A 24,616-nucleotide genomic window follows, 5' to 3' on the forward strand; every position below is an offset into this window, starting at 1 on the left:
GAACAGGAGTCCTGTCCCTTGGGCGTCGTCATACCGCTTGAAGAAAGCAAAAACAAACTCGCATCCGTCAAGCCGCTTGTCGACCTGACCCGTGCCGACATGGAACGGGTGAACCAGCTTATCCTTTCCAGAGCCGGTTCCGATGTCCAGATGATACCTGAGGTGGCTAACCATCTGATCTCGTCCGGAGGCAAACGCCTGCGGCCGATGCTGACGCTGGCCTCTGCCTCGATGTTCGGTTATGAGGGCGACCACCATATCAAGCTCGCCACCAGCGTGGAATTCATGCACACGGCGACGCTGCTGCATGACGACGTGGTGGATGAAAGCGATCTGCGCCGTGGCAAGTCCACCGCCCGCACCATCTGGGGCAACCAGGCAAGCGTTCTCGTCGGCGACTTCCTGCTCGGCCAAGCCTTCCGCATGATGGTGGATGTCGGCTCGCTGGATGCGCTCGACGTGCTGTCCACCGCCGCTTCGGTCATCGCCGAGGGCGAAGTGCTGCAGCTTTCGGTCGCCAAGAACATGGAGACGACCGAGGACGATTATCTGCAGGTGATTCGCGCCAAGACGGCCGCCCTTTTTGCAGCGGCCGCGGAAGTTGGCCCCATCGTCGCCAAAACCGACAAGGCAAGCCGCAGCGCGCTGAAATCCTACGGCATGAATCTCGGCCTCGCCTTCCAGCTCGTTGACGACGTGCTGGATTACGGCGGCAAATCCGCCGATCTCGGCAAGAATACGGGTGACGATTTCCGTGAGGGCAAGATAACCCTGCCGGTCATCCTGTCCTATCGCCGCGGCACGCAGGATGAGCGCGCCTTCTGGCGCAACGCCATCGAAAACGGCGAAAGCAGCGACGAAAACCTCGAAAAGGCGCTCGGTCTCATCACCAAATACAACGGTCTTGGCGATACGATCGGCCGGGCCACGCATTACGGCACCATTGCCCGCGATGCGCTTGCACCGCTGCCGGAAAGCCCGTGGAAAAACGCGCTTCTGGAAGTCATCGACTTCTGCATCGAGCGTCTCAACTGACGCTGGAGGCCTCAGGCAAACGGCGGATGGACAAGACCGTCCGCCGCTGTTTCGGACTGGGTGTCCCGCAAGGGTAGATTGTGGCGCGGGCCATAATTTCTTGCGGGGTTGCTTCAAAAAAGCCATTCTATCGTGACCAAACAATGGAAACTGATTTTTCCGTGCTTCTGCACAAAGGCAAAGGTTCCCTCATGCGGCGTAAACCAGCACTTCGTCTTCTCTGCAGCGCGGCTCTTGCCGCCGCTCTCGCACTTGGCGCGGGTGCAAGCCCCGGCTTTGCGGAGACGAAAACGGACGCCAAGGCCGTTACTTTCGATCCTGCCAAGGTAAATACCTTCTCCGGCGCATTCCTTGCCGCGCGCAATGCCGATGTCGATCAGGATTACCCCACCGCGATTTCGCTCTACAAGAAGGCGCTGGAATTCGATCCGGCCAATTCGGAAATCCGCCAGCGCCTGATGATCGCCGAACTGTTGAGCGGCAATTTCGAGGCTGGCGCCAAGATTGCCGATTCGATGAAGGACGATACCTCCGTCGAACGCGTGACGACCATCGTGCGCGGCCTCGACGCCATCAAGGACAAGGAATTCGTCAAAGCCGAGAAAATCCTGAAATATACCGGCCCGAACGATCTCGACCGCATGGTCAACACGCTTCTGACGGCATGGGCGCGCGCCGGTTCAGGCAAGCCCAAGGAAGCGCTGGCCCTCGTCAACAACATGAAGGGTCCGGGCTGGATTTCGATTTTCCAGAAATACAATGCCGCGGCGATCGCCCTTGTCTCCGGCAACACAGATGCTGCCCGCAAGAGCCTCAATGAGGCCGTGACGGATCGTGAAGGCGGGGCAACCGCTTCCGACACCTATATGCGCGCGGTGATGGCGCTTGCACGGCTGGAGGCTTCAGCCGGCAACAAGCAGAAGGCGCTGGACGCAATTGCGGTCGGCGACACTTTTGCGCCGAACTATGCGCCGCTCAAAGCGCTTCGCCAATCCATCGAGAAGGGCGAGAAGCCGCCGCAGCAGATCACCAATGCCGTTGAAGGCGCGGCTTCCGTGATGTTTTCCATCGCGGGCGCGCTGAACCGCGAAGGTGCCGAAGAGATCGTCACGCTTTACCTTCAGACGTCGCGTGCGCTCGATCCGCAAAGCGCCGATACGCTGATCCTTCTCGGCGGACTTGCCGAGGCGATGAAACAGCCCGACCGCGCCATCGCCTTCTACCGCGACGTGCCGAAGGATTCGCCGATGCACCGCATCTCCGAGCTGCAGCTCGGGCTGACGCTGGCGCAGACGGGCAAGGTGGAGGAAGCGCGCAACCACCTGCAATCCCTGCTGCAATCCGATCCGAAGGATATCCGTTCTTACCTCGCCTATGGCAGCGTGCTTTCCGACGCCAAGGACTACAAGGCCATGGCCGAAAACTACGACAAGGCTGTCGAGGTGATCGGTGCCGTGCCGCAGAAGTCGGACTGGACCGTGTTCTTCCAGCGCGCCATCGCCCATGAGCGCCTGAAGGAATGGGACAAGGCCGAGCCGGACTTCAAGCGTGCGCTCGAACTCAACCCGGAACAGCCGCAGGTGCTGAACTATCTCGGCTATTCCTGGGTGGACAAAGGTATCAACCTCGACGAAGCGATGAAGATGATCAGCCGCGCGGTCGAGCTTCGGCCGAATGACGGCTATATCGTCGACTCGCTTGGCTGGGCGCATTTCCGGCTGGGCGCGTTTGACCAGGCCGTCACCGAACTGGAGCGGGCAATCGAGCTCAAGGCCGGCGATCAGACCATCAACGATCATCTGGGCGATGCCTACTGGCGTGTCGGTCGCAAGATCGAGGCCGTGTATCAGTGGAACCGCGCGCTGATTGGCGACAATGACGATCTGGACAAGGCCAAGGTGAAGGAAAAGATTGCCAACGGCCTGCCGCCGCTGGAAAAGGACGCCGAAAACACCGCCAAGAAGGAGGCCGCGCCGCAGCCGCCGGCTCCGCCAGCACCGGCCCCTGTTGCCCCTGCCCCGGACAAGAAATCCTGACGCGACATGCGCGCGGATGACATTACCGGGGCTGTCGAAACAACCGAGGCGGCCCCGGCCAAGATCAATCTGGCACTGCATGTAACCGGTCAGCGGGCAGATGGTTATCATCTGCTCGAGACGCTGGTGACCTTCACCGAAGCAGGCGACGCGATCCATGTTCGCGATGCCGATGCCGACACTTTCTCCATCTCCGGCCCGTTTGGCGATCTGCTGCGCTCAGGCGATGGCGGCAACAATCTCGTCGTCCGTGCCAGAGACCTTTTGCGTGATGCGCTTGTGGCGGCAGGTCAATCGGCGCGCCCGGTTGCCATCCATCTCGAAAAGAACCTGCCGGTCGCCTCCGGCATTGGCGGCGGCTCAGCGGATGCGGCAGCGACACTGCGGGCGCTGTTGCGGCACTGGAATGCCGGGATTGTTTCTGAAAATCTCGCACCCATCGCGCTTGCGCTTGGCGCTGACGTGCCGATGTGCCTTCAAAGCCGTCCACTCATCGCACGAGGTATCGGCGAGGATATCGAGCCGGTCTCCGATCTGCCGGAATTCTTTCTGGTGCTGGCCAACCCTCTGAAAGCAGTCTCGACGCCGGAGATTTTTCGGCGATTGCTCGACAAGGCCAACCCGCCCCTGCCGGAGCGGAAAGAAGGCGGCTGGATGGATTTTCTGGCGCAAAGCCGCAACGATCTGGAAGTCCCCGCCAAGGCGCTCCTGCCGGATATCGGCGCAATCGCCGGTATGCTGTCGCAGGAAGGCGCTTCCCTTGTGCGCATGTCCGGTTCGGGTGCCACCTGTTTTGGACTATTTCATTCCTTCGAGGCCGCCCGAAAAGCGGAAACATCGCTTCGAAACAAGCGCCCCGGCTGGTATTTTCAGGCGACGCGGACCATCTGAAGACAACACAATTCGAGGATAAGGCCATGGCAGGCGAAAGACCCTTCATTCCCCTCGGCATCGCGGTTCTGACCGTTTCGGACAGCCGCACGCTTGAGAATGACAAGTCCGGCGACACGCTAGTCGCACGCATAGAGGAAGCCGGACACAAGGTCGCTGCTCGCACCATCGTGGCAGACGACAAGGCTGCTATTTTCAACACCGTGCGCGACTGGACGCTCAACGGGAGCGTGGATGTGGTCATCACCACCGGCGGCACCGGCTTTACAGGCCGCGACGTGACACCCGAGGCGCTGGAACCCCTGTTCGAAAAGCGCATGGACGGCTTTTCTGCCATCTTCCATCGCATTTCCTATGAAAAGATCGGCACCGCCACCATCCAGTCACGGGCGACCGGCGGCGTGGCAAACGCCACCTTCATCTTCGTGCTGCCCGGCTCTCCCGGCGCCTGCAAGGATGCCTGGGACGGTATTCTCAAAGCCCAGCTCGATTACCGCCACCTGCCCTGCAATTTCGTTGAGATCATGCCCCGGCTTGATGAGCATTTGAAACGCGGGGCTGGCGGCGTCTAGAGCGGGATTTCAGGGGTTGTCCGTCACAGCGGACCAAAACCCCATCACGCCAGATATTTTTTGAAGAACTCCGTTGTCCGGCCCCAGGCGAGATCGGCCGCGGCCTTGTCGTATCGCGCCGAGGACGTATCGTTGTTGAAGGCGTGGTTGACGCCGTCATAAACGAAGATTTCGAAGGTCTTGCCGTTTTCCTCCAGCGCCTTTTTATACGCGTCGATACCGGCATTGATGCGCTCGTCCAGACCGGCATACTGTAACAGCAGGGGCGCCTTGATAGCAGGCACATCGGCCGCCGGCGGTTGCTGGCCGTAATAGGCGACGCCGGCATTCAGGCCTGCCGATTTGGTGGCGAACCGGTTGACCAGCCCGCCGCCCCAGCAGAAACCGACCGCACCAACCTTGCCGTTCGCACCCTGCCTTGCAGCGAGCCACACCCGACCGGCTTCGGCATTGGCGACTGTCGCGTCCATATCGAGGCCGCTGAACATCTCCCGTGCCTTATCCTCGTCCGAAGGCGTGCCGCCCTGCGGCGACAGGAAATCAACCGCAAGCGCCCTGAACCCCGCAAGCGCCACGCGTCTTGCCACATCGCGGATATGGTCGTTCAGGCCCCGGTTTTCATGGATGACGATAACCGAGCCAATGGGGCCGGAAACCGATTTCGGCGTGACGAGATAGCCCTTCATCTCGCCACCGGGGGCGGGATAGGTCACCTCTTCCGCAACGATACCCGCATCATCAGGCGCGACGATTGCCGCACGGGCGCTGTTGGCCGAAAGAAGCGGCGCGATTGCGGCAGCAGCTGCGCCGGACCCGGCAAGCAGGCTGAGCTTTTCCATGAATTTGCGGCGATCGAGACTGAGATGGGTATATTCATCGTAAGCGTCGATCATGGCCTGCGTAATCTTCGGCTTGTCGTCCATCGCTCTCTTCTCCCTGAACGCGCAGATGCACAGGGAGGATAGCGCAGATCGCCGCCCGGTGAACAAGCGGCGGCACACTTTTGCGTGAGCGCCACCGCTGGTCATCTGTCTCAGGCGGCAAGGTCCACGACGATACGGCCGTCGATCTTGCCCTCTTCCATTCGACGGAAGATGTCGTTGATGTTTTCGAGTTTGTCCCAGGAGAAGTGGGCGGCTACCTTTCCTTCACCAGCGAAGGAAAGCGCCTCCTCCAGATCCTGCCTTGTGCCGACGATGGAGCCACGCACCGTGATGCGCTTCAGCACCGTTTCGAAAACCGGAATGGAGATGAAGCCCGGCGGCAGGCCAACAAGTGCCATCGTGCCCTTGGAGCGCAGGAAACCGTAGGCCTGCTCCATGGCTTTGGGCGAAACCGCCGTCACGAGCGCGCCGTGGACGCCGCCGGTCGCCTTCTGCACCTGTTCCACCGCATCCGGCGCCCGACCGTTGACGGTGAAATCCGCGCCCAGCTTTTTCGCAAGCTCCAGCTTGTCGTCATAAATATCGGCGGCAACGACATGCATGCCCATGGCCTTGGCATATTGCACGGCCATATGACCAAGCCCGCCAATGCCCGAAATGACCACCCATTCGCCGGGCCTCACTTCGGTTTCCTTGAGACCCTTGTAGACGGTGACACCGGCGCAGAGCACGGGTGCAGCGGGGCCGAATTCCAGATTGTCGGGAAGTCGGCCAACGAATTTCGGATCCGCAAGCCCGTATTCCGCAAAGCTGCCATTGACGGAATAACCCGAGTTCTTCTGACTTGGGCAAAGAGTTTCCCAGCCGGTACGGCACGGAATGCAGCATCCGCAGGCGGTATAAAGCCACGGCGTGCCGGCGCGGTCGCCTTCCTTGATGCCGGTCACGCCAGCGCCGATCTTGGCGACGTAGCCGACGCCTTCATGGCCGGGGATGAATGGTGGATTGGGTTTGACCGGCCAATCGCCCGTTGCGGCGTGCAGGTCCGTGTGGCAAATGCCGGTCGCCTTGTAATTGATGAGAATTTCACCCGGGCCAGGATCCGGTATCGCCACTTCCTCGATGGTCAGCGGTTTGCCAAATGCGCGGACAACCGCGGCCTTCATTGTTTTAGCCATGACATACTCCCTAATCTCTGCTCGCCTGAAATTCTCGACGGCGAGGCAGAGACTACCGGGGATGGGGCGTCACGGAATTGACCCATCGCAAATCGCAGCATTTTAGAGGCGCGATTGTCTCACTTATGAAGCAACCTTACGGTGCCATCTCACTCCAGCGCCAACCAGATGGCGAGCCAGCCCCAGAGGCAGACGAGAAGCGCGAAACCAATCGCGAACAATGGCGCACGATAACGCAGACGGTTGCTGGTGACGTGAACGAAGGAGTGCGCATAACGGGAAATCACGAACAGCCAGGCCAGAACGACGGTAACGATATTGTCCGCGTCGGTAATATAAAGCAGCAGGCAGACGGGGTGGAAGAGAACCGGAAGCTCGAACTGGTTGGCAATGTTTCGGTTGACCAGATAGCTTTCGCGCCCTTCCTGTCCCGTATCGCGATATCTAAGCGCGGTGTCGCGGTCCGTCAGCGTGTATTTTTTGCGGCGGTAAAGCAGTAGGGCGTAAAGAACGAACACGAGAAATGCATGGGCTATCATCGGCCAGAACATTGCGGTCGTTGGTGACATGCTTTCTCCTCCAATCACAATAACGCTCCCCGATCCGGCATGAATCGGGGAGCGCCAAATACTGAGACTATGTTGTTGCGGATTCGGCTCGAAAGATCAAACCGCGCCGGGGTAGTTCGGGCTTTCGCGGGTGATCGTCACGTCATGGGCGTGGCTTTCGCGCAAGCCCGCGCTGGAAATGCGCACGAAGGTGGCGCGCTCCTGGAATTCCTTGATCGTGCCGCCGCCGACATAACCCATGGCAGCCTTCAGGCCACCGGCCAGCTGGTGCAGGACGCCGGAGACCGGACCCTTATAGGGAACCTGACCTTCGATACCTTCCGGAACGAGCTTCAGCGTGTCGCGCACTTCCGCCTGGAAATAACGGTCGGCGGAGCCGCGCGCCATGGCGCCAACGGAACCCATGCCGCGATAGGCCTTGAAGGAACGGCCCTGATAGAGGAACACTTCGCCCGGGCTTTCATCCGTGCCGGCCAAAAGCGAGCCGATCATGACGGCGGAGGCGCCGGCGGCAATAGCCTTCGCCAGATCGCCCGAGAACTTGATGCCGCCATCGGCGATGACAGGAATATCTGCAGCATTGGCCACTTCGACCGAGGCCATGATCGCAGCAAGCTGCGGAACGCCAACGCCGGCGACGATACGGGTGGTGCAGATGGAACCGGGGCCGATACCGACCTTGACGCCATCGGCGCCGGCATCGATCAGTGCCTTGGTGCCGTCAGCGGTCGCAACATTGCCGGCGATGATGCGAACGGAGTTCGACATCTTCTTGACCACCGAAACGGCATCGAGCACGCGCTGCGAATGGCCATGCGCGGTATCAACGACCAGAAGGTCAACACCGGCATCGATGAGGCGTTCTGCGCGCTCGATGGCATCGGCACCGACGCTGATGGCGGCAGCGGCGCGAAGACGGCCCTGCGCATCCTTGGTGGCGTTGGGGTTGAGCTGCGACTTCTCCATATCCTTGACGGTGATGAGGCCGACGCAATTGCCCTTTCCATCCACCACCAGCAGCTTTTCAATGCGGTGCTTGTGCAACAGACGGCGCGCTTCCTGCTGATCGACGCTGCTTTCCTTGACCGTAACAAGGTTTTCGCGGGTCATCAGTTCATAGATCTTCTGCTGCGGATCGGATGCGAAACGCACGTCGCGGTTTGTCAGAATGCCGACGAGACGGCCATTCTTGTGGCCGCCGGCACCGCCGTTTTCAACCACCGGAATGCCGGAAATGCCGTGCGCCTTCATCAAAGCCTGTGCTTCTGCCAGCGTGGCATCCGGGCCGATGGTGACCGGGTTGACGACCATGCCGCTCTCGAACTTCTTTACCTGCCGGACTTCTTCGGCCTGTTCGATGGGGGTAAGGTTGCGGTGGATGACGCCGATGCCGCCGGCCTGCGCCATGGCGATGGCAAGACGGCCTTCCGTGACCGTGTCCATGGCGGAAGATAGGATCGGCAGGTTGAGATCGATATCACGGGCAATGCGGGTGGCGATATTTGTCTGTCCCGGCATAACCTCGGAATGTCCGGGCTGCAGCAACACATCGTCAAATGTGAGAGCGTCCAAACCAGTGGGTGTTTGAATGATGCGTGCCATGACCAAATTCCTTCATAATGAAAATGCGTGGCCGTCCCGGAACGAAAAGTTCACCCCGGCGCCCTGCAAGGATTGCTTGGAAGTTGGCGAGGGCTGGTAACACGTTCATGACAGGAAGGAAATAGAAAAAACCCGGAATGACCTTCCGGGCTTATTCTGTTGCTGCATTGCAGCAGGCGTTAAACAGCGTCCTGTGGATCCCTGTTCCGCACGACGCGCTTTAACTGCTTGTTTTTACGCATGTCGTTATCGCAAAACCGCTTAACGCTTTTGCGCGATATGCATCAGATGTCGAACTGGTAGGACTTCGGCACGAAACGGTACCCCGTATCCAGCTTTTCCGCGTAACCGACAGCCGGGAAAGGCATGTGATAGCCGAGGAACGGCAGCCGGTCCGTGGCGATCATGTCGTAGACCTTCTTGCGGGTTGCAGCGGCCGCCGCCTTGTCCATGTCGAACTTCACTTCCCAATCCGGCTTTTGCAGCGACAGGACGAAATGGTTGGCCGTGTCAGCCGTCAGGATCAGCTGCTTGCCTTCCGATTCGACACGGAAGATCATGTGGCCCGGCGAATGGCCAAACGCCGCAATGCCGGTGATGCCGGAAACCACGTCAGCGCCGTCGCCGATGAAGGTCGCCTTTTCCGCCAGCGGTTTGACGTTGGCGATGACGCCCTTCTGGCCGCCTTCGGCAGGCGTGCCAACCCGCTTCTCGTCCGTCCAGAAATCATATTCCGCCTGGCCGAAAACATAACGCGCCTTGGAGAAGGCCGGCGCGCCCTTTTCCATCAATCCGCCAATGTGGTCTCCGTGCATATGGGTCAGCACCACCACGGTCACGTCCTCAGGAGAGTAACCGGCAGCCGCCATGCCTTCGATAAGACGGCCATTACCAGCGCCACGGCCGGACTCGCCGAAACCCGTGTCGAACAGCACGAGGTCCGTGCCGGTATTTACGAGAACCGGCGAGAAGGAATTGACGAATTGCTCCTTCGGCAGAAAATTGTCTTCCAGCAGCTTGCCGACGGTTTCCGCCGATTGATCGGTGCCGAAGGTCTCGCCCGGATTGGGCGCGGCGCGCGCGCCATCCTTCACGACAAGCACTTCGAAATTACCAAGCTTGAAGCGATTGGTTTCAGGCGGCATGGCGTGTTTGATCTCCATGGAAGTTTGCGGCTGGTTCGTCTGCGCCGTTGCGGTGCGCGCCATCAAAAGCGGCGCGCCGAGAACGCTTGCTCCCGCCACACCGATAAGGCCGCGTCTGCTCATGCTCAAGGATTGAGTCATCATTTTTCTCCCGATTCTCGCCAATGTCACTTTGCCCAACGGACAATAGAGCGAGAAAGTTGCAAGAAAACCGGCCTCACGCAGGTTTGATCGGAACTTCAGAAATTGATAATTAACGTGTTGGCAAGTCGGCCCATCAGGCGTAGGAGGAACTGCGATACCATTGTCGCAGCGGAGAGCCGCAGGCAGCCTCATGAACCGCATCATTCCCCTGATACTGGCAGTCGCTCTCTTCATGGAGCAGATGGACTCCACCGTCATCGCAACGTCGCTTCCGGCCATTGCGGCCGATCTTCATGTGGGTCCGATCACGCTCAAGCTCGCACTGACGGCCTATATGGTGTCGCTGGCGATCTTCATTCCCATCAGCGGCTGGATGGCCGACAAATACGGCGCGAAGAAAATCTTCCGTTTCGCCATCGGCGTCTTCGTCGTCGGTTCGATCTGCTGCGCAGTCTCGTCATCGGTATTCGAATTCGTCGTTTCGCGCTTCCTGCAAGGCATGGGCGGGGCGATGATGACGCCCGTTGGCCGCCTCGTCCTCCTGCGGACGACGCAACGCAGCGAACTGGTTTCCGCCATGGCGCTTTTGACGATACCGGCGCTTGTCGGGCCTCTGACCGGCCCGCCGATCGGCGGCTTCATCACCACCTATTTTTCATGGCACTGGATTTTCCTCATCAACGTGCCCATCGGCGTCATCGGCATCTGGCTGTCGACGATCTTCCTGCCGGAAATCGAGACCACCAATCCGCCACCGATGGACGGCAAGGGTTTCGTATTATCCGGTCTTGCAGCATCGGGCGTGGTTTTCGGCGTGTCGGTCGTCAGCCTTCCTGCATTGCCGCCCGCCATCGGCATCGCTTCGACGGTCATCGGTTTCATCTGCGGCTTTCTTTATGTGCGCCACGCGGCAAACCACCCTGCCCCCATTCTGGATTTCCGCATTTTCCGCAACCCGACATTCCGGGCGGCCACCGTTGGCGGCACCGCCTTCCGCATTTCCACGGGCGCCATTCCCTTCCTGATGCCGTTGATGTTGCAGATCGGTTTCGGGCTCAACCCCTTTCAATCAGGCATGATCACCTTTGCCGGGGCAATCGGCGCGATCACCACGAAATTCATGGCCAAGCGGGTCTTTGCCGCAACGGGGTTCAGATCAACGCTGATCGGAGCCGGCATCGTCGGCGCCTTCACGACGCTCGCCAACAGCTTCTTCACGCCGGAAACGCCCTACCCGCTGATCATGATCTGCCTGGTCACGGCGGGCTTTGCCCGGTCCTTCTTCTTTACCGGATCCAACGCGCTCAGCTATTCCGATATAGACGACAGCCAGGCAAGTCAGGCAACTTCGATGGCATCCGTGCTGCAACAGATCAGCCTTGCGCTCGGCGTGGCTTTCGCAGCCGCCATCCTGGAAGTCAGCAGCATGTTATCCGGCTCGCATCTGCAGCTCGCCGATTTCCACGTTGCCTTCACCATCGTGGCGCTCGTTTCGCTGTTTGCAATCGTGCCGATCATCCGCATGGACGCGCAAGCGGGCGCGGCCGTTTCCGGCCACCGCGGCAAAGTCTCGCAACCGGCAGAGTGATTAGTCTTCGTCCGCCTCATCCACGTGCATAACGGACTGCGTTTCGGCTGTCCGGCCCTTGAAATGCTTGGCGAGCAGGAACATTTCGACTGATTCCGAGCGCGAGGACGCCGGCTTGATATGCAGGACCTGCTTGAAGTTCTTCTTCAGCATGTCGAGCAAGGCCTTTTCCGTGCCGCCCTGGAAGGTCTTGGCGAGGAAATGGCCGCCTTCCGCCAGCACCTGAACCGCGAAATCGGCCGCGACTTCGCACAGATGCATGGTGCGGATGTGGTCCGTCTTCTGGTGGCCCGTGGTTGGTGCCGCCATGTCGGACAGCACCAGATCCGGCGTGCCGCCAACGGCCTCCATCAACTGGTCCGGTGCGGTCGGATCGAGGAAGTCGAGCTGCAGGATCTTAACGCCGGGGATGGGATCGATTTCGAGAAAATCGATAGCGGCGACGCGGATATCATCCTCGGTGGAATCCGTCACCTTAGAAGCGATCTGCGACCAGCTTCCGGGTGCCGCACCAAGGTCGATGATGCGGGTGGCACCCTTCAGGATCTGGTGCTTGTCGTTGATTTCCAGAAGCTTGAAGGCGGCGCGGGCGCGATAGCCTTCAAGCTTTGCGCGCTGCACATAGGGGTCGTTGATATGACGTTCCAGCCAGCGGCGCGATGAGGCCTTGAGCTTGGTCTTCTTGACCTTCTGACCGATCTTTCGGCCGGTGCGATTGGTGCTTGTGGGCGCCTTGCTCATGTCAAACCTTCCGTTCTGTCCTGCCGTGCCATCTGCATGCGCCTTATCCGGTTACGCCGCCATGCGCCGTCATCCGCCATCATATCCGTCAACAGGCCTTCGCGCAGCCCGCGATCGGCCACACGCATGCGCCGCGCCGGCCAGCGACGGCGAATGGCCTCGAGGATGGCGCAGCCGGCCAGAACCAGATCGGCCCTGTCAGGACCGATGCAGGCATTGGCGGCGCGGCCGGCAAAATCCCATGCCAGAAGCTTGTCCTGCATCGCCGTCACCTCGGTATCTGAAAGCCAGAGGCCATCCACCTTGCGGCGATCGTAGCGCGGCAGGTCGAGGTGAACGCCCGCGAGCGTCGTCACCGTACCCGAGGTTCCGATCAGGTGAAAATCCTCGTGATGCGCAAGCGGCGCCAGAGGCGGGCACTGGAAGGCATCCAGCAGCCCTTCGACTTCCCGCACCATGGCGGCAAACACATCCGGCGTCACATCGCGGCCGCCATGGCGTTCCGAGAGGGTAACAACGCCGACCGGCAACGATGTCCAGTGGGTGATGTGGTTGGCGAGCCGGTTGGAACGGTTTTCGCCGACCTTGATGACCGCGATTTCCGACGATCCGCCGCCTATATCGAACAACACCACCGAACGGGCTTCACGCCCGACCAGGGAGGCGCAACCCGAAACGGCGAGACGCGCTTCCGTCTCGCGGCTGATGATCTCAAGCTTGAGCCCGGTTTCCCGGGTAACCCGCTCCAGAAACTCCTCGCCATTGGTTGCTGCCCGGCAAGCTTCGGTGGCGATGAGGCGCATACGCCTGATCGGGCGTCCAGCAAGTTTCGAGGAGCAGACCTTGAGAGCCTCCACCGCGCGATCCATGGCATCGTCTGAAAGACGGCCGGTCGATACCAGCCCCTCGCCCAGCCGGACGATGCGCGAAAAGGCATCGACGACCCGGAACTGGCCGGGCCGTGTCGGCTGCGCGATCAGCAGTCGGCAATTATTGGTTCCGAGATCGAGCGCCGCATACATGTCCGTTGCGAATTCGGAGCCATGCTCGTGATGGCGGGCGCCGTGACGGGCGGACATTTCGGATTGTTGCCGGTGCGGTTCCTGAGCCGTCCCATTGGCGCGACCGTTCTGCTTACCGACATGTCGGGGCGCATGGGAGGGAACCAGCGGGCGACCCTGCGGATCGCGGCTGCGCGGATCACGGTGAGCCCGCTTGCGGTTACGCGACTTGCGACCACCGGCAGGCGGCACGGAGGATGGATTGGTGGCATCCGTTGCGACGACAGCCTCTGGCTGTTCACTGGCAGCAGGCGGCGTCTGATGGGAGGTGCCTTTGCCACGGGAACGCCGACGCCGCTTTCTTTTGCGCGGTTCGGCATCCGGCTCGAGAGCCGATACATAGGGGGAACCGGCCGGAACATCCGCGGCAACATCATGCGACAGCACAGCAACGTCACGGGGTTTACCGTCACGCCTGTTTTTCTTGCCACGACGGGATCGCTTCGCTTTCCCTTTGTTTGCCACCGACGCCCCTTGTTCCGACGGCTTTGGGCCGTTTCCGGGGTCGATCACTGTCTTGTCCATTTCGCCGCGCACAAGCGTAGACGCTATGCTGCTGGCTTTCATAAGGTTTCGTTGGGCGGACAATACCAGCGCAAGAGATTTTAGCCAAATGGTTTTTGGAAGGGAGGAAACCGCACAGTCGACGCGCAGCAAAGACATGCGTTTGCGATAACCCAAATCGGGTTTGAAATCGCTGCAATGATTTTCAGGAATTTTAGGAAATTGGAGATGGTACGGTTGGGGGGTCTCGAACCTCCGACCTCAGGTGCCACAAACCTGCGCTCTAACCAACTGAGCTACAACCGCACATCAAACGCCGAACCGGCGCCACGGGGGGTGACATAAAAGGTGTTTTCGCTATTTGCAAGTCCTTCAGCGAATTTTGCGAAAAAAGGCTTGGAAAGGCAAGCCGTTTTCATGGCGCCAGAGCTGGCAACAGTCGATAGCCGGGTATACCGCTTGCAATCTGGAACGGGGCCAGAACGGGTCTTGCCGGGCCTGTTCATGTTAACTCTATTTGGCGATTCATTCAGGCGGCGGTGGACCGCGCCGCCCTGTGAAGTTATTTAAAATTCTGTTAACGTGGTGCCTCAGCGGGTTTACGTTTCAGCTTCATGAGGAAGCCGAAAGCCTCGCAAGGTCCGGTAGTGCCAGAATAGGTTTCGACATGCCCGCCGTCCAGTATCCCTTTATCGATATCGCAGTGCATGAACGGGTGCGCGAAGGTTTCGGGCGCGGCGAGGCGATGGCTTTGTTCTCGCTCGATCTTCAGAGTGCGCTCTGGGCCAATGGGCGCGGTGCAGCGCTGTTCGGCACGCCGATGGTCTATGATTTTCTGGAACAGGGACCCAAACGGCAGGACGTGACCTTCCGGCAGCTGGCCGCGACGGCGGCGCGTCTTTCGAAGACGGGCGACAGCCTGTCGTTTACCATTCGTATCAATGCGGGCTTCCGCAGCCTTGCCGTTACCGCCAAGGCGGAAATCATCGAGGCCGAACCGGGCCAGCCTGCTATTCTGTTTTCCGCCCTCACCGATCAGGCCGCACCTGACACGGCGGAATGCGCAAGGCGCATGATTGAAGGCTTTGACGATCCCGATATCCATATCGCTGTCATCAATGGCGATAACGAGGTCGTTGCCGCTTCGGCCAAGTTTGCGTCGCTCGGCATCACGCCGCATACGGCAAAGACGCTGGTTAGGATGGCCGCAGGTCAGGCTGGCCACCTCGTCAAACGGCCCGTGCCGACCGGCAAGGGTTACATGCCCGCCGCCGCCGGCCAGATCACGACATCGCCAGAACTCAATCTGTTGTTCGTGGTCGAAACCGCGCTCGGGACACTCGATCCCGTTAACGGCTTTGCCGAAGACAAGCCGCAAGAAGCACCGGCCGCCGCCCAACCGGCTTTGCCGGTTGCCGAGACCGCGCCTGTTGCCGCAACGGCTGCCTCGTTCGATTCCGTGCTCGACGCCGTCGCTGGGATAGAAGATGTGGACGTGCCGGAACTGCCTTCCGACGTCGAAGACGAAGTGACGGTGGAACAGGATGAGGAAGCCGTCCTGCCATTGCTTGCAGCAGAAGAAGAAACGGATGCTCCGGCGGATGTCCCGCTGGAGGATGCCGATACGGCTGCGAATGCGGCTATGACGGACGATATTGCCGATCTCTTCGAACTGGATGCGGATGAGGAAGAGGTTCCGGCAGCTGGTCAGGCTTCCAGCGAAGACCATACCGAACAGGCCCCGGACGTGGAGCGCGCAGAGGCGGAAGATGAGGTCGCTGAAACAATAGCGGCGCAGGACGCTGCACCCGTTGAAGAGGATGCCCCAGCGGCCGTGGAACAGACCGACGAACCCCGGCCTTTTGTCTTCAATGCCGGTGCGCGTGCATCCCGTTTCGTCTGGAAAATCGATGCCGAGGGCCGCTTCAGCTCGATCTCGCACGAATTTGCGGAGGCTGTGGGCGCGAAGGCGGCAGCTGTCGAAGGCATGAGTTTTGCCGATGTGGCGGCACTGTTCAATCTCGATCCGGAAGGCAAGATTCGCGAGCTTCTCGGCCGCCGTGATACCTGGTCTGGCAAGACGATCTATTGGCCGGTTGAAGGCACTTCTCTGATGGTGCCGATCGATCTCGCCGCCCTTCCCACCTATACGCGCTCGCGCGAATTTGACGGTTTCCGTGGTTTCGGCATCGTGCGGCTGGCCGATGCCGCAGAGGATCCGCACGCTACCGGCCTCACCTTCCTGCACGGCGAAGACATCCTTCAAACCGAGGTTTTGCCGCAGCCGGCTGCCGAGGATGAAGACGAGGAATTGCTGGCTTTTCTCGATGAGCTCGATGAGGAAACCCCGGCCGCTGAAGATGCGCCAGCCGAGATTTCGGACGAAGAGCGGCCCCACGATTACAGCCCGCCGGAATTCGAAGTGCCGGCCTTGGAAATCGTACCGACCACGGAACCAGAGCCTGAGCCAACCTACTCCGACAAAGTCGTCCATCTGGAAGAGCGCCGCTGGCGCTCCCGCGAGGGCCTGACCGCAGGCGAGCAGGCCGCCTTCCGCGAAATCGGCCGGACGCTGGCACCCGTAGATGCCGTTTCAGACGAAGGCCCGAAGGCGGAAGAAGACGCTCCTTCTACCGATCCGGCTGCACAGCATATCCAAGACGATATCGACGCGGTAACACCGGTGGACCTGCCGCCCGTGCTGGAAGAAGACGTTAATGCCGCAGAACCGGCTGAGGAAGACGATCTCTTCGCGGACTATGTTCGCGGCGAACGCCCTGCGGCCACGAACAAGCCTGCCGATGAAATCCACATCGAAGAAAAGACAGTCGCCTTCACCGAGGTGGTACCGGCGGCCGATATCGCCGCTGCGATGGTTAGCCCACAGCTGCGCCCCGCCGATGCGCTGAGCGCCGAAACGCTGGACCAGATGCCCGTGGCACTGCTGGTGCATGCCGGTGACAGGCTGATCCATGCCAATCCGGATTTCCTGCGGCTGACGGGCTACGGCTCTCTTGATGAATTGGACGAGGTCGGTGGACTGGAAGCCCTGCTGCAACGGCAGGAGCTTGAGGATATGCCTGATAACGAAGGCGGCATGGTCGTCGTCAGCGCCGAAAATGACATCATTCCGGTCAAGGCACGGCTGCAATCCATCCGCTGGGAAGACACCAAGGCGCTGATGCTGTCGCTGGTTCCGCTGGAAGAAAAGCAGGCACCGGTTACGGCAGCCAACGAGAATACGTCAGCGGCCGAAACCGCGAATGCCGACGCAGGCAGCGTTTCCGTATTGCAGGGCGAAGTCGAAGAACTGCATTCCATTCTGGAAACGGCAACGGATGGCGTGGTGCTTTTGGGAGACGACGGCGAAATCCGTTCGCTCAATCGCTCTGCCAGTGCGCTATTCAACTATGACAATGGCGAAATCGCAGGAAAGCCCTTCGTCACCCTGTTTGCGCATGAGAGCCAGCGCGCGGTGCTGGACTATCTTTCCGGCCTTGCCAATAACGGTGTCGCCAGTGTGCTGAACGATGGCCGCGAGGTGATTGGCCGCGAGGCATCCGGCGGTTTTCTGCCGCTGTTCATGACGATCGGGCGACTCAAATCCTCGCACGGCTATTGCGTGGTCATCCGTGACATCACCCAGTGGAAGCGCACGGAAGAAGAGTTACGCAACGCCAAGCGCGCGGCGGAAACCGCCAATGCACACAAGACCGATTTTCTTGCGCGTGTCAGCCACGAAATCCGCACGCCTCTCAACGCCATCATCGGCTTTGCGGACATGATGGCGACCGAGCGTTTCGGGCCGATCGGTCATCCACGTTATGTGGAGTATTCCAATGATATCGGACGTTCGGGCCGGCATGTGCTCGATATCGTCAACGACCTCCTCGACATCTCCAAGATCGAGGCCGGGCAGATGGATGTCGATTTCATCGCGGTTCCGCTGAACGAGACGGTGGCCGAGGCGGTCTCGCTGGTGCAGCCGCAAGCCAACAATCAGCGTGTCATCATCCGTACGGCGCTTTCGCAATCCGTTCCACAGATCGTTGCCGACCTGCGCTCGATCAAGCAGATCGTGCTCAACATCCTGTCGAACGCCATCCGCTTCACGCCATCAGGCGGCCAGATCGTGGTTTCCACCGCCTATGAGGCCAATGGCAGCGTCGCGCTGCGTATCCGCGATACGGGCATCGGCATGACCCGAGCTGAGTTGGAACAGGCCATGAAGCCGTTCCGGCAGGTGGCGTCATCGGGCAAGCGCGTGCGCGGCGATGGCACCGGGCTCGGCCTTCCCTTGACCAAGGCGATGGTGGACGCCAACCGCGCGAACTTCTCCATCACCTCGACACCGAACGAGGGAACGCTGGTGGAAATTACCTTTCCGTCGCAGCGGGTTCTTGCCAACTGAGGCCATGCGGGCGTAGCAATGCGGGAACCGCCGGCTAAACGGACAGCCGGTTGAGGCTTTCGCAGGACAGCAGGCTGGCATTTCCATGACGGTTTCCATTCCGGCAACAAGACGCGTTTCATTGTTGCCCATCACGGCGGTCATCGTCGCAGCCATCGCCGCCATGCCTGTTCTGGCGGTCTTCTGGCTGGCGCTGACCGGCAGCACGGAAGGATGGCAACACCTTCTAGCCAATGTTCTGCCGCGCGCCGGGTTGCGCACCTTCCTGCTGCTGGCGATGACGGCCGCAACGACGGCATTGTTCGGCATTGTCTGCGCCTGGCTCGTCACCACATTCGAATTCCCTTTGCGGCGGGTATTATCGGCGGCACTTGTCCTGCCGCTCGCCATTCCCTCGTATCTGGCAGCCTATGCTTTCGGCGAGTTCCTCGATTTCACCGGCCCGGTACAAAGCGCCCTTCGCGCCGCCTTCGGCTATCACAGCATCCGCGACTACTGGTTTCCGGACGTACGCTCGCTTGGCGGCGCCGTGGTGGTTCTGAGTTCGGTGCTTTACCCTTATGTCTATCTCTCGGCCCGCGCCGCCTTTTCCATGCAGGGACGGTTTGCGGCCGAAGCTGCGCGCACACTTGGTGCGAAACCGCTTGGCGTATTCTTTTCCGTGCAATTGCCAATGGCGCGGCCGGCGATCGCCATCGGTCTTTCGCTGGTTCTGATGGAAACGCTGAACGATATTGGCGCTGTCGAATATCTCGGTGTCCAGACGCTGACTTTCACGATTTACGAGACCTGGCTCAATCGCGGCAATCTTGCCAATGCGACACAGATCGCCGCTGTCATTCTGCTCATCGTTGGTGCGTTGATCTTCATCGAACGCAATGCCCGCGAAAAACAGCGCTTTGCCGCTCCAAAAGCCACGACCATGGCGCAACGCCACCGGTTGAAAAGCCTTCGCGGCTGGCGGCGCTGGTCTGCAAGCCTCTTCTGCATCGTTCCCGTGGCGAGTGGTTTCCTCATTCCCGTCATCGTTCTTGGCGGTTACGCCGCAAAAAGGCTGGATGCGCTGTTTGCGCCGAAGCTGCTGAAAGCACTCGGTCACAGTCTCGAGGTCTCGCTTTCCGCCGCCTTCGTCACCCTGATTGCGGCTTTCGTATTTTCCTATGCCATCCGCACCGAGCGCTCGCGCACGTCAAAGGTGGCCGCGCGACTTGGCTCCATGGGATATGGCGTGCCGGGAACGGTGCTCGCCATCGGCGTGCTCATTCCCCTGGCTGGTCTCGACAATCACGTCGACGGGTTTGTCCGCTCCCACTTTGGATTTTCGAGCGGCCTGCTGCTGTCAGGCACTGCCTTTGCCATCATCTACGCCCATTCAGTACGCTTCATGACCATGGCGGAGGGAACGCTTGATGCCGGGTTCCAGAAGCTCTCGCCGCATATCGACATGGCCTCGCGAACGCTTGGGCGCAACCGGTTGCAGACACTGTTCAAGGTGCTGCTGCCGAATATGCGGCCTGCGGCGCTGACAGCCTTTCTTCTGGTACTGATCGAATCCATGAAGGAGCTGCCGGCGACGATCCTGCTGCGGCCCTTCGGCTTCAACACGCTCGCCACGCTGGTCTATGAAGACGCGTCCCGCTCAAGAGTGCAGGATGCCGCCGTGCCGGCGATCATCATCATCATTGCCGGGCTTATCCCCGTGCTTCTCGTGTCGAAATCGATGGATCATCCGGAAAACCGCTGAAGGCAACCCGCATGGCGGCAAAAAGAAAGGCGGCCTCTCGGCCGCCTGTATTAGTTGTGCTTTTTTAACGAGAGAAAGGGGGACAACCTCGCCATATGGAAATTATCAATCCCGGCTATCTAAAGTTTGACAGCCCTGCGTTGGGATTTACTTTCCGCCAACTCCTATTAACAAGCGGTTAAAACCAAAATCGATCAATTACCGACGATAATTCCTATTTTGAGACCGTAAAAGTCAAAAACTAAATTACAGGTTTCTAATTTTATCGATGCCTCAACAGTAACGCGTAGAAATCGGAGAGGAATATTCGATCAGTTGCGCGCGGCTGCGTGTTCGTCCTTCATCCGCTGGAGTTCCGTGCGTTTGGAAGCGATGGAAGCGACAATCACGCCGATTGTGACAAGCCCGATAAGGATCGTACAGATGGCGTTGATCTCAGGTGTGACGCCAAGACGAACCTGCGAATAAATCTTGATCGGCAGCGTCGTCGCACCCGGACCAGTGGCGAAACTTGCGATCACGAGATCATCGAGCGACAGCGTAAACGCCAGCATCCAGCCGGCGATGACGGCCGGGAAGATCAGCGGCAGGGTAATTTTGAAGAAGGTCTTGACCGGCGGGCAACCGAGATCGAGCGCTGCTTCCTCGAGGCTGCGATCAAAGGTCAACAGACGCGACTGCACGACGATTGCCACATAACACATGGTGAAGGTGGTGTGGGCGATGACTACCGTCCAGAAGCCGCGATCCACCCCAACAGCCACGAACAGCAAAAGCAGCGACAGACCGGTAATGACCTCCGGCATGACGAGCGGCGCATAGATCATGCCCGAAAACAGCACGCGTCCCGGAAAGCGCGCAAAGCGCGTCAGAGACAGCGCCGCCAGCGTTCCGAGGATGGTGCCGATGGTGGCGCTCAAAATACCGACACGAAGCGTCACCCAGGCTGCATCCATCAGCCCCTGGTTCGACCACATGGACTTGTACCATTGCAGCGAAAATCCGCCCCAGACGGTGACCAGCTTCGAGGCATTGAAGGAATAAACGATCAGGATGATGATCGGGATATAGAGAAAGGCAAAACCGAGGGTCAGGACGGTGATGTCGAATTTTCCGCGTTTCATGGCCTCACCCGACTTTCTTCTGCTGGTTCTGGAAGATGGCGATGGGCACCACCAGCAACAGTAGAAGCAGCACCGCAACGGCGGATGCCAGGGGCCAGTCGCGGTTGCCGAAGAATTCCGTCCAGAGCGTCTTGCCGATCATCAGCGTCTGCGCACCGCCAAGCAGATCGGGAATGACGAATTCGCCGGTTATCGGGATGAAACAGATCATCGACCCGGCCACCACGCCCGGAAGCGACAGCGGGAAGGTAATCTTCCAGAAGGCTTTCCAGGGCGGGCAACCCAGATCGGCCGCCGCTTCCAGAAGCGTATTGTCGAATTTTTCCAGCGCCGAATAAAGCGGCAGCACCATGAACGGCAGATAGGAATAGACGATGCCGATGAAGATCGCCGTCTCGGTGCGGAAGATATTGACCTGCTGGTCCGGCCCCAGAAAACCGAGCCATTGGAACAGCACCGTCAGCAGACCTTCGGGCTTCAGAATACCAATCCAGGCGTAAACGCGGATCAGGAACGAGGTCCAGAACGGCAGGATGACCAGCATCACCAGCGTGGGGCGGATGGATGACGGCGAACGCGCCATGGCAAGAGCCATGGGATAACCGATCAGCAACAGCAGGAAGGTGGAGATGAATGCGATGCGCAGCGACGAGAGATAGGCGTCGATGTAGAGCGGGTCTTCCGTCAGAAACAGGTAGTTTTCGAAATCCAGCTGCGAGAAGAATGCGCCAAGCTTCGAAAACCCTTCGAAGACTGGCGTATAGGGCGGCATGGATATCGCCGTATCCGAAAGCGATATTTTGAAAATGATAAAAAAGGGCGCTGCGAAAAACAGCATCAGCCAGAAATAGGGAACGGCGACGACCAGCCATCGCCAGGGACTTTGCCGGTTTTCAGGAGTGGTGATCGCCATAAAAGCCTCCCTCAGTGCGTTAGCACAAGACCGGAATCCTGTTTCCAGTTCAACCACACCATATCGCCGAAGGTGATCGGGCGATCCACGAGACGCGAGACATTCGCCTGCGCTGCACGGATGACACGGCCATCGGCAAGCTTGACGATGAACACCGAGAAGTCACCGAGATAGCCGATATCCCAGACTTCGCCATAAGCGGAATTGACGGCGCTGTCGGTGGGTTGATCGAGCGAGATGCGGACCTTTTCCGGGCGGATGGCGAAAGCCACCCGGCTTCCGGTGACAGCGGCACATTCCTGCTCCACGGCAACTGTCAGCCCGTCGCAATCGAGTGTCACCAGTCCCGGCTTGCCGATATCGGACGCGTTAGTGACGACGTTGGCGTCGAAAATATTGATGTCGCCGATGAAATCCGCCACGTAACGGCTGTTCGGCGCCTCGTAGATCTCGGCAGGCGTTGCCACCTGCACCACAATGCCCTTGTCCATGACCGCGATCCGGTCCGACACCGTCATTGCCTCTTCCTGGTCATGGGTGACGATCAGGAAGGTGAGGCCGAGATTGGTCTGGATGTCCATCAGCTCGAATTGGGTTTCCTCGCGCAGCTTCTTGTCGAGCGCACCGAGCGGTTCATCCAGCAAAAGCACCTTCGGCCGCTTGGCAAGCGAGCGGGCAAGCGCCACGCGCTGCCGCTGGCCGCCCGAAAGCTGGCTCGGCTTGCGCTTGGCAAACTCGCTGAGCTTGACGAGCCGCAGCATTTCCTCGACCCGCGAGGATATTTCTGCCTTGGGCAGACCGTCCTGCTCCAGACCGAAGGCAATGTTCTTCTCCACCGACATATGCGGGAAAAGGGCGTAGGACTGAAACATCATATTGGTCGGGCGCTTGTAGGGCGGCACGCCGGAAATATCCTTGCCCTGAAGGAGAATACGCCCATTGGTCGGTTCCTCGAAACCGGCCAGCATGCGCATCAGCGTGGTCTTGCCGCAGCCGGAAGGACCGAGCAGCGAAAAGAACTCCCGCTCGTAAATATCGAGCGTCAGATTATCGACGGCGACGAAATCGCCAAACCGCTTGGTGACGTTTTCAAAACGGATGAAGGGAACCGCATCGGGATTGTCCCAAGGGCTAAATTTGCGTTTGACCGGCCCCAGAGTTTTCGCCATTCACCCTACCCTCAAATCCCGTTGATTTTGTAGATTTGAGCATCGGATTTCCCGAAAACCGCGTCACACTTTTCGGTCCGATGCCATGAGGCGGGCAGCGCCGGCAGGTTGCGTGACCTGCCGGCAAGGTATCAGAGAAACAGGCCCGCCGGCCGTTTCTCAACCAGCGCGCGGAGCTATCAGCTACCGGTCTTTATCTGCGTCCAGACGCGGTTCAAGACACGCTGTTCCTTCGGTCCGTAGGGTGAGATGGTGAAGAGCTTCTTCATCGTCTCGGCATTGGGGTAGACCGCCGGGTTCTTGGCAACCGACGGATCCATCAGCGCCTGCGAGGCAAGGTTGCCGTTCGCATACTGAACATAGTTGGACGCCTTGGCGATGACTTCCGGGCGCATCAGGTAGTTTATGAAGGTGTGAGCTTCCTCGACATTCTTCGCATCCGCCGGGATGGCAAGGTTGTCGAACCACATATAGGTGCCTTCCTTCGGGATGACGTAGTTCACCTCGACGCCGTTCTTGGCTTCTTCGGCACGCTTTTTCGCCTGAAGAATGTCACCCGACCAGCCGATCGTGATGCAGCTGTCGCCATTCGCCAGCTCGTCGATATAGGCGGAGGAGTTGAAGGTCTTCACAAAGGGACGGATCTTCGAATAGACGGCACCGCCCGCTTCCAGATCGGCCGTTTCCTTGCTGTCCGGGTTCTTGCCGAGGTAATTCATCGCGATGGCGAAGGTCTCGTCCGATGCATCGAGAATATTGATGCCACAGGATTTAAGCTTTTCGGCATTTTCCGGCTTGAAGAGAATATCCCAGCTGTCGACCGGAACATCACCAAGAGCCGCCTTCACCTTGGCGACGTTATAGCCGATGCCTGTTGTGCCCCACATGTAGTTCACGGCATACTCGTTGCCGGGGTCGTATTTCGCCAGACGCTCGGAGACATCCGGCCACATGTTCTTCAGATTCGGCAACTTGGACTTGTCGAGTTTCTGGAAAACACCGGCATTGATCTGGCGGGCGAGGAAGGGGCCTGTCGGCACCACCACGTCGTAGCCGGAGCTGCCGGCCAAAAGCTTCGTTTCCACGAGTTCGTTGCTGTCGAATACATCGTAAACGACCTTGATGCCGGTTTCCTTGGTGAAATCGGTAAGGATCGATTCGTCGATATAATCCGACCAGTTAAAGACGTGAACGACCTTCTCCTGGGCCATTGCCGAGCCTGCAGCAACGAGCGCCGTCGTGAGAGCCAAAGTGAAACGGAGCGAACGGTTTTTCATGATTTCTCCTGTTAACGCATCCTCGTGA

At 59.4% G+C, this 24,616-nt stretch carries 18 protein-coding genes and 1 tRNA gene; 7 read left to right on the top strand and 12 right to left on the bottom strand.

Annotated elements, in window-relative coordinates; translation table 11 throughout:
- Window positions 1–18 precede the first annotated feature (18 nt).
- The 4 genes from J5276_RS11625 to moaB all read left to right on the top strand — a co-directional run bounded on the left by J5276_RS11625 (window position 19) and on the right by moaB (window position 4,534).
- Window positions 19–1,035: a polyprenyl synthetase family protein gene (locus J5276_RS11625; RefSeq protein ID WP_003515172.1), complete on the top strand. Its 1,017-nt coding sequence runs from the start codon at window positions 19–21 to the stop codon at window positions 1,033–1,035.
- A 191-nt stretch (window positions 1,036–1,226) separates the two neighbouring features.
- Window positions 1,227–3,071 (top strand): tetratricopeptide repeat protein, encoded by a 1,845-nt coding sequence (locus J5276_RS11630; RefSeq protein ID WP_065703924.1) that lies wholly within the window; start codon window positions 1,227–1,229, stop codon window positions 3,069–3,071.
- A gap of 6 nt (window positions 3,072–3,077) precedes the next feature.
- Window positions 3,078–3,962, top strand: a complete 885-nt coding sequence (locus J5276_RS11635) for a 4-(cytidine 5'-diphospho)-2-C-methyl-D-erythritol kinase (RefSeq protein ID WP_112154749.1) — start codon at window positions 3,078–3,080, stop codon at window positions 3,960–3,962.
- Window positions 3,963–3,988: 26 nt separating this feature from the next.
- Window positions 3,989–4,534 carry a molybdenum cofactor biosynthesis protein B gene (gene moaB, locus J5276_RS11640; protein WP_003515169.1) on the top strand — a complete coding sequence of 182 codons (546 nt, stop codon included), beginning with the start codon at window positions 3,989–3,991 and terminating at the stop codon, window positions 4,532–4,534.
- Window positions 4,535–4,578: 44 nt separating this feature from the next.
- Here moaB and J5276_RS11645 read toward each other — a convergent pair whose 3' ends face one another.
- The 5 genes from J5276_RS11645 to J5276_RS11665 all read right to left on the bottom strand — a co-directional run bounded on the left by J5276_RS11645 (window position 4,579) and on the right by J5276_RS11665 (window position 10,053).
- A complete protein-coding gene (locus J5276_RS11645) occupies window positions 4,579–5,457 on the bottom strand; it encodes a dienelactone hydrolase family protein (RefSeq protein WP_065661349.1) in 879 nt (292 codons plus the stop codon).
- Window positions 5,458–5,567: 110 nt separating this feature from the next.
- Window positions 5,568–6,596 (bottom strand): alcohol dehydrogenase AdhP, encoded by a 1,029-nt coding sequence (gene adhP / locus J5276_RS11650; RefSeq protein ID WP_003515167.1) that lies wholly within the window; start codon window positions 6,594–6,596, stop codon window positions 5,568–5,570.
- A gap of 149 nt (window positions 6,597–6,745) precedes the next feature.
- Window positions 6,746–7,147 carry an MAPEG family protein gene (locus J5276_RS11655; protein ID WP_003515166.1) on the bottom strand — a complete coding sequence of 134 codons (402 nt, stop codon included), beginning with the start codon at window positions 7,145–7,147 and terminating at the stop codon, window positions 6,746–6,748.
- Between the two features lie 114 nt (window positions 7,148–7,261).
- A complete protein-coding gene (guaB, locus tag J5276_RS11660; RefSeq protein WP_003515165.1) occupies window positions 7,262–8,767 on the bottom strand; it encodes an IMP dehydrogenase in 1,506 nt (501 codons plus the stop codon).
- 284 nt (window positions 8,768–9,051) lie between these two features.
- Window positions 9,052–10,053 carry an MBL fold metallo-hydrolase gene (locus J5276_RS11665; RefSeq protein WP_162632877.1) on the bottom strand — a complete coding sequence of 334 codons (1,002 nt, stop codon included), beginning with the start codon at window positions 10,051–10,053 and terminating at the stop codon, window positions 9,052–9,054.
- Window positions 10,054–10,246: 193 nt separating this feature from the next.
- Here J5276_RS11665 and J5276_RS11670 point away from each other — a divergent pair, with 193 nt between their 5' ends.
- Entirely contained in the window at window positions 10,247–11,644 is a 1,398-nt protein-coding gene (locus J5276_RS11670; RefSeq protein WP_003515163.1) for an MDR family MFS transporter, read from the top strand.
- Here the strand turns inward: J5276_RS11670 and J5276_RS11675 are convergent, their stop codons facing one another.
- From J5276_RS11675 to J5276_RS11685, 3 genes are all read right to left on the bottom strand, one after another.
- On the bottom strand, window positions 11,645–12,385 hold the full coding sequence (locus tag J5276_RS11675; protein WP_003515161.1) for an RlmE family RNA methyltransferase: 741 nt from the start codon (window positions 12,383–12,385) through the stop codon (window positions 11,645–11,647). It abuts the gene before it with no gap.
- Window positions 12,382–14,013, bottom strand: coding sequence for a Ppx/GppA phosphatase family protein (locus J5276_RS11680; protein WP_162632878.1), 1,632 nt, complete (start codon window positions 14,011–14,013; stop codon window positions 12,382–12,384). Before J5276_RS11680 ends, J5276_RS11675 begins: the two co-directional genes overlap by 4 nt.
- A gap of 166 nt (window positions 14,014–14,179) precedes the next feature.
- Window positions 14,180–14,256, bottom strand: a tRNA-His gene (locus tag J5276_RS11685).
- 361 nt (window positions 14,257–14,617) lie between these two features.
- Here J5276_RS11685 and J5276_RS11690 point away from each other — a divergent pair.
- Complete coding sequence (locus J5276_RS11690; protein WP_112178698.1) at window positions 14,618–18,361, top strand: PAS domain-containing sensor histidine kinase; 3,744 nt, start codon at window positions 14,618–14,620, stop codon at window positions 18,359–18,361.
- A gap of 85 nt (window positions 18,362–18,446) precedes the next feature.
- Window positions 18,447–20,105 carry an iron ABC transporter permease gene (locus tag J5276_RS11695; protein WP_065688331.1) on the top strand — a complete coding sequence of 553 codons (1,659 nt, stop codon included), beginning with the start codon at window positions 18,447–18,449 and terminating at the stop codon, window positions 20,103–20,105.
- 311 nt (window positions 20,106–20,416) lie between these two features.
- Here the strand turns inward: J5276_RS11695 and J5276_RS11700 are convergent, their stop codons facing one another.
- The 4 genes from J5276_RS11700 to J5276_RS11715 all read right to left on the bottom strand — a co-directional run bounded on the left by J5276_RS11700 (window position 20,417) and on the right by J5276_RS11715 (window position 24,588).
- Window positions 20,417–21,229 carry an ABC transporter permease gene (locus J5276_RS11700; RefSeq protein ID WP_003515157.1) on the bottom strand — a complete coding sequence of 271 codons (813 nt, stop codon included), beginning with the start codon at window positions 21,227–21,229 and terminating at the stop codon, window positions 20,417–20,419.
- A 4-nt stretch (window positions 21,230–21,233) separates the two neighbouring features.
- Window positions 21,234–22,142 carry an ABC transporter permease subunit gene (locus J5276_RS11705; protein WP_003515156.1) on the bottom strand — a complete coding sequence of 303 codons (909 nt, stop codon included), beginning with the start codon at window positions 22,140–22,142 and terminating at the stop codon, window positions 21,234–21,236.
- Between the two features lie 11 nt (window positions 22,143–22,153).
- On the bottom strand, window positions 22,154–23,311 hold the full coding sequence (locus tag J5276_RS11710) for an ABC transporter ATP-binding protein (RefSeq protein ID WP_013635505.1): 1,158 nt from the start codon (window positions 23,309–23,311) through the stop codon (window positions 22,154–22,156).
- A 179-nt stretch (window positions 23,312–23,490) separates the two neighbouring features.
- Window positions 23,491–24,588, bottom strand: coding sequence for a polyamine ABC transporter substrate-binding protein (locus tag J5276_RS11715; RefSeq protein ID WP_003515154.1), 1,098 nt, complete (start codon window positions 24,586–24,588; stop codon window positions 23,491–23,493).
- Between the last annotated feature and the right edge of the window lie 28 nt (window positions 24,589–24,616).

The organism is Agrobacterium sp. S7/73 (genome assembly GCF_019355535.1).
In the GTDB taxonomy this organism is placed as follows: Bacteria; Pseudomonadota; Alphaproteobacteria; order Rhizobiales; family Rhizobiaceae; genus Agrobacterium; species Agrobacterium tumefaciens.

Coding starts and splice junctions, on each gene's coding strand:
- J5276_RS11630 (WP_065703924.1), top strand. CDS start 1,227: ATGCGGCGTAAACCAGCACTTCGTCTTCTCTGCAGCGCGGCTCTTGCC.
- J5276_RS11635 (WP_112154749.1), top strand. CDS start 3,078: ATGCGCGCGGATGACATTACCGGGGCTGTCGAAACAACCGAGGCGGCC.
- moaB (WP_003515169.1), top strand. CDS start 3,989: ATGGCAGGCGAAAGACCCTTCATTCCCCTCGGCATCGCGGTTCTGACC.
- J5276_RS11645 (WP_065661349.1), bottom strand. CDS start 5,457: ATGGACGACAAGCCGAAGATTACGCAGGCCATGATCGACGCTTACGAT.
- adhP (WP_003515167.1), bottom strand. CDS start 6,596: ATGGCTAAAACAATGAAGGCCGCGGTTGTCCGCGCATTTGGCAAACCG.
- J5276_RS11655 (WP_003515166.1), bottom strand. CDS start 7,147: ATGTTCTGGCCGATGATAGCCCATGCATTTCTCGTGTTCGTTCTTTAC.
- guaB (WP_003515165.1), bottom strand. CDS start 8,767: ATGGCACGCATCATTCAAACACCCACTGGTTTGGACGCTCTCACATTT.
- J5276_RS11665 (WP_162632877.1), bottom strand. CDS start 10,053: ATGACTCAATCCTTGAGCATGAGCAGACGCGGCCTTATCGGTGTGGCG.
- J5276_RS11670 (WP_003515163.1), top strand. CDS start 10,247: ATGAACCGCATCATTCCCCTGATACTGGCAGTCGCTCTCTTCATGGAG.
- J5276_RS11675 (WP_003515161.1), bottom strand. CDS start 12,385: ATGAGCAAGGCGCCCACAAGCACCAATCGCACCGGCCGAAAGATCGGT.
- J5276_RS11680 (WP_162632878.1), bottom strand. CDS start 14,013: ATGAAAGCCAGCAGCATAGCGTCTACGCTTGTGCGCGGCGAAATGGAC.
- J5276_RS11690 (WP_112178698.1), top strand. CDS start 14,618: ATGCCCGCCGTCCAGTATCCCTTTATCGATATCGCAGTGCATGAACGG.
- J5276_RS11695 (WP_065688331.1), top strand. CDS start 18,447: ATGACGGTTTCCATTCCGGCAACAAGACGCGTTTCATTGTTGCCCATC.
- J5276_RS11700 (WP_003515157.1), bottom strand. CDS start 21,229: ATGAAACGCGGAAAATTCGACATCACCGTCCTGACCCTCGGTTTTGCC.
- J5276_RS11705 (WP_003515156.1), bottom strand. CDS start 22,142: ATGGCGATCACCACTCCTGAAAACCGGCAAAGTCCCTGGCGATGGCTG.
- J5276_RS11710 (WP_013635505.1), bottom strand. CDS start 23,311: ATGGCGAAAACTCTGGGGCCGGTCAAACGCAAATTTAGCCCTTGGGAC.
- J5276_RS11715 (WP_003515154.1), bottom strand. CDS start 24,588: ATGAAAAACCGTTCGCTCCGTTTCACTTTGGCTCTCACGACGGCGCTC.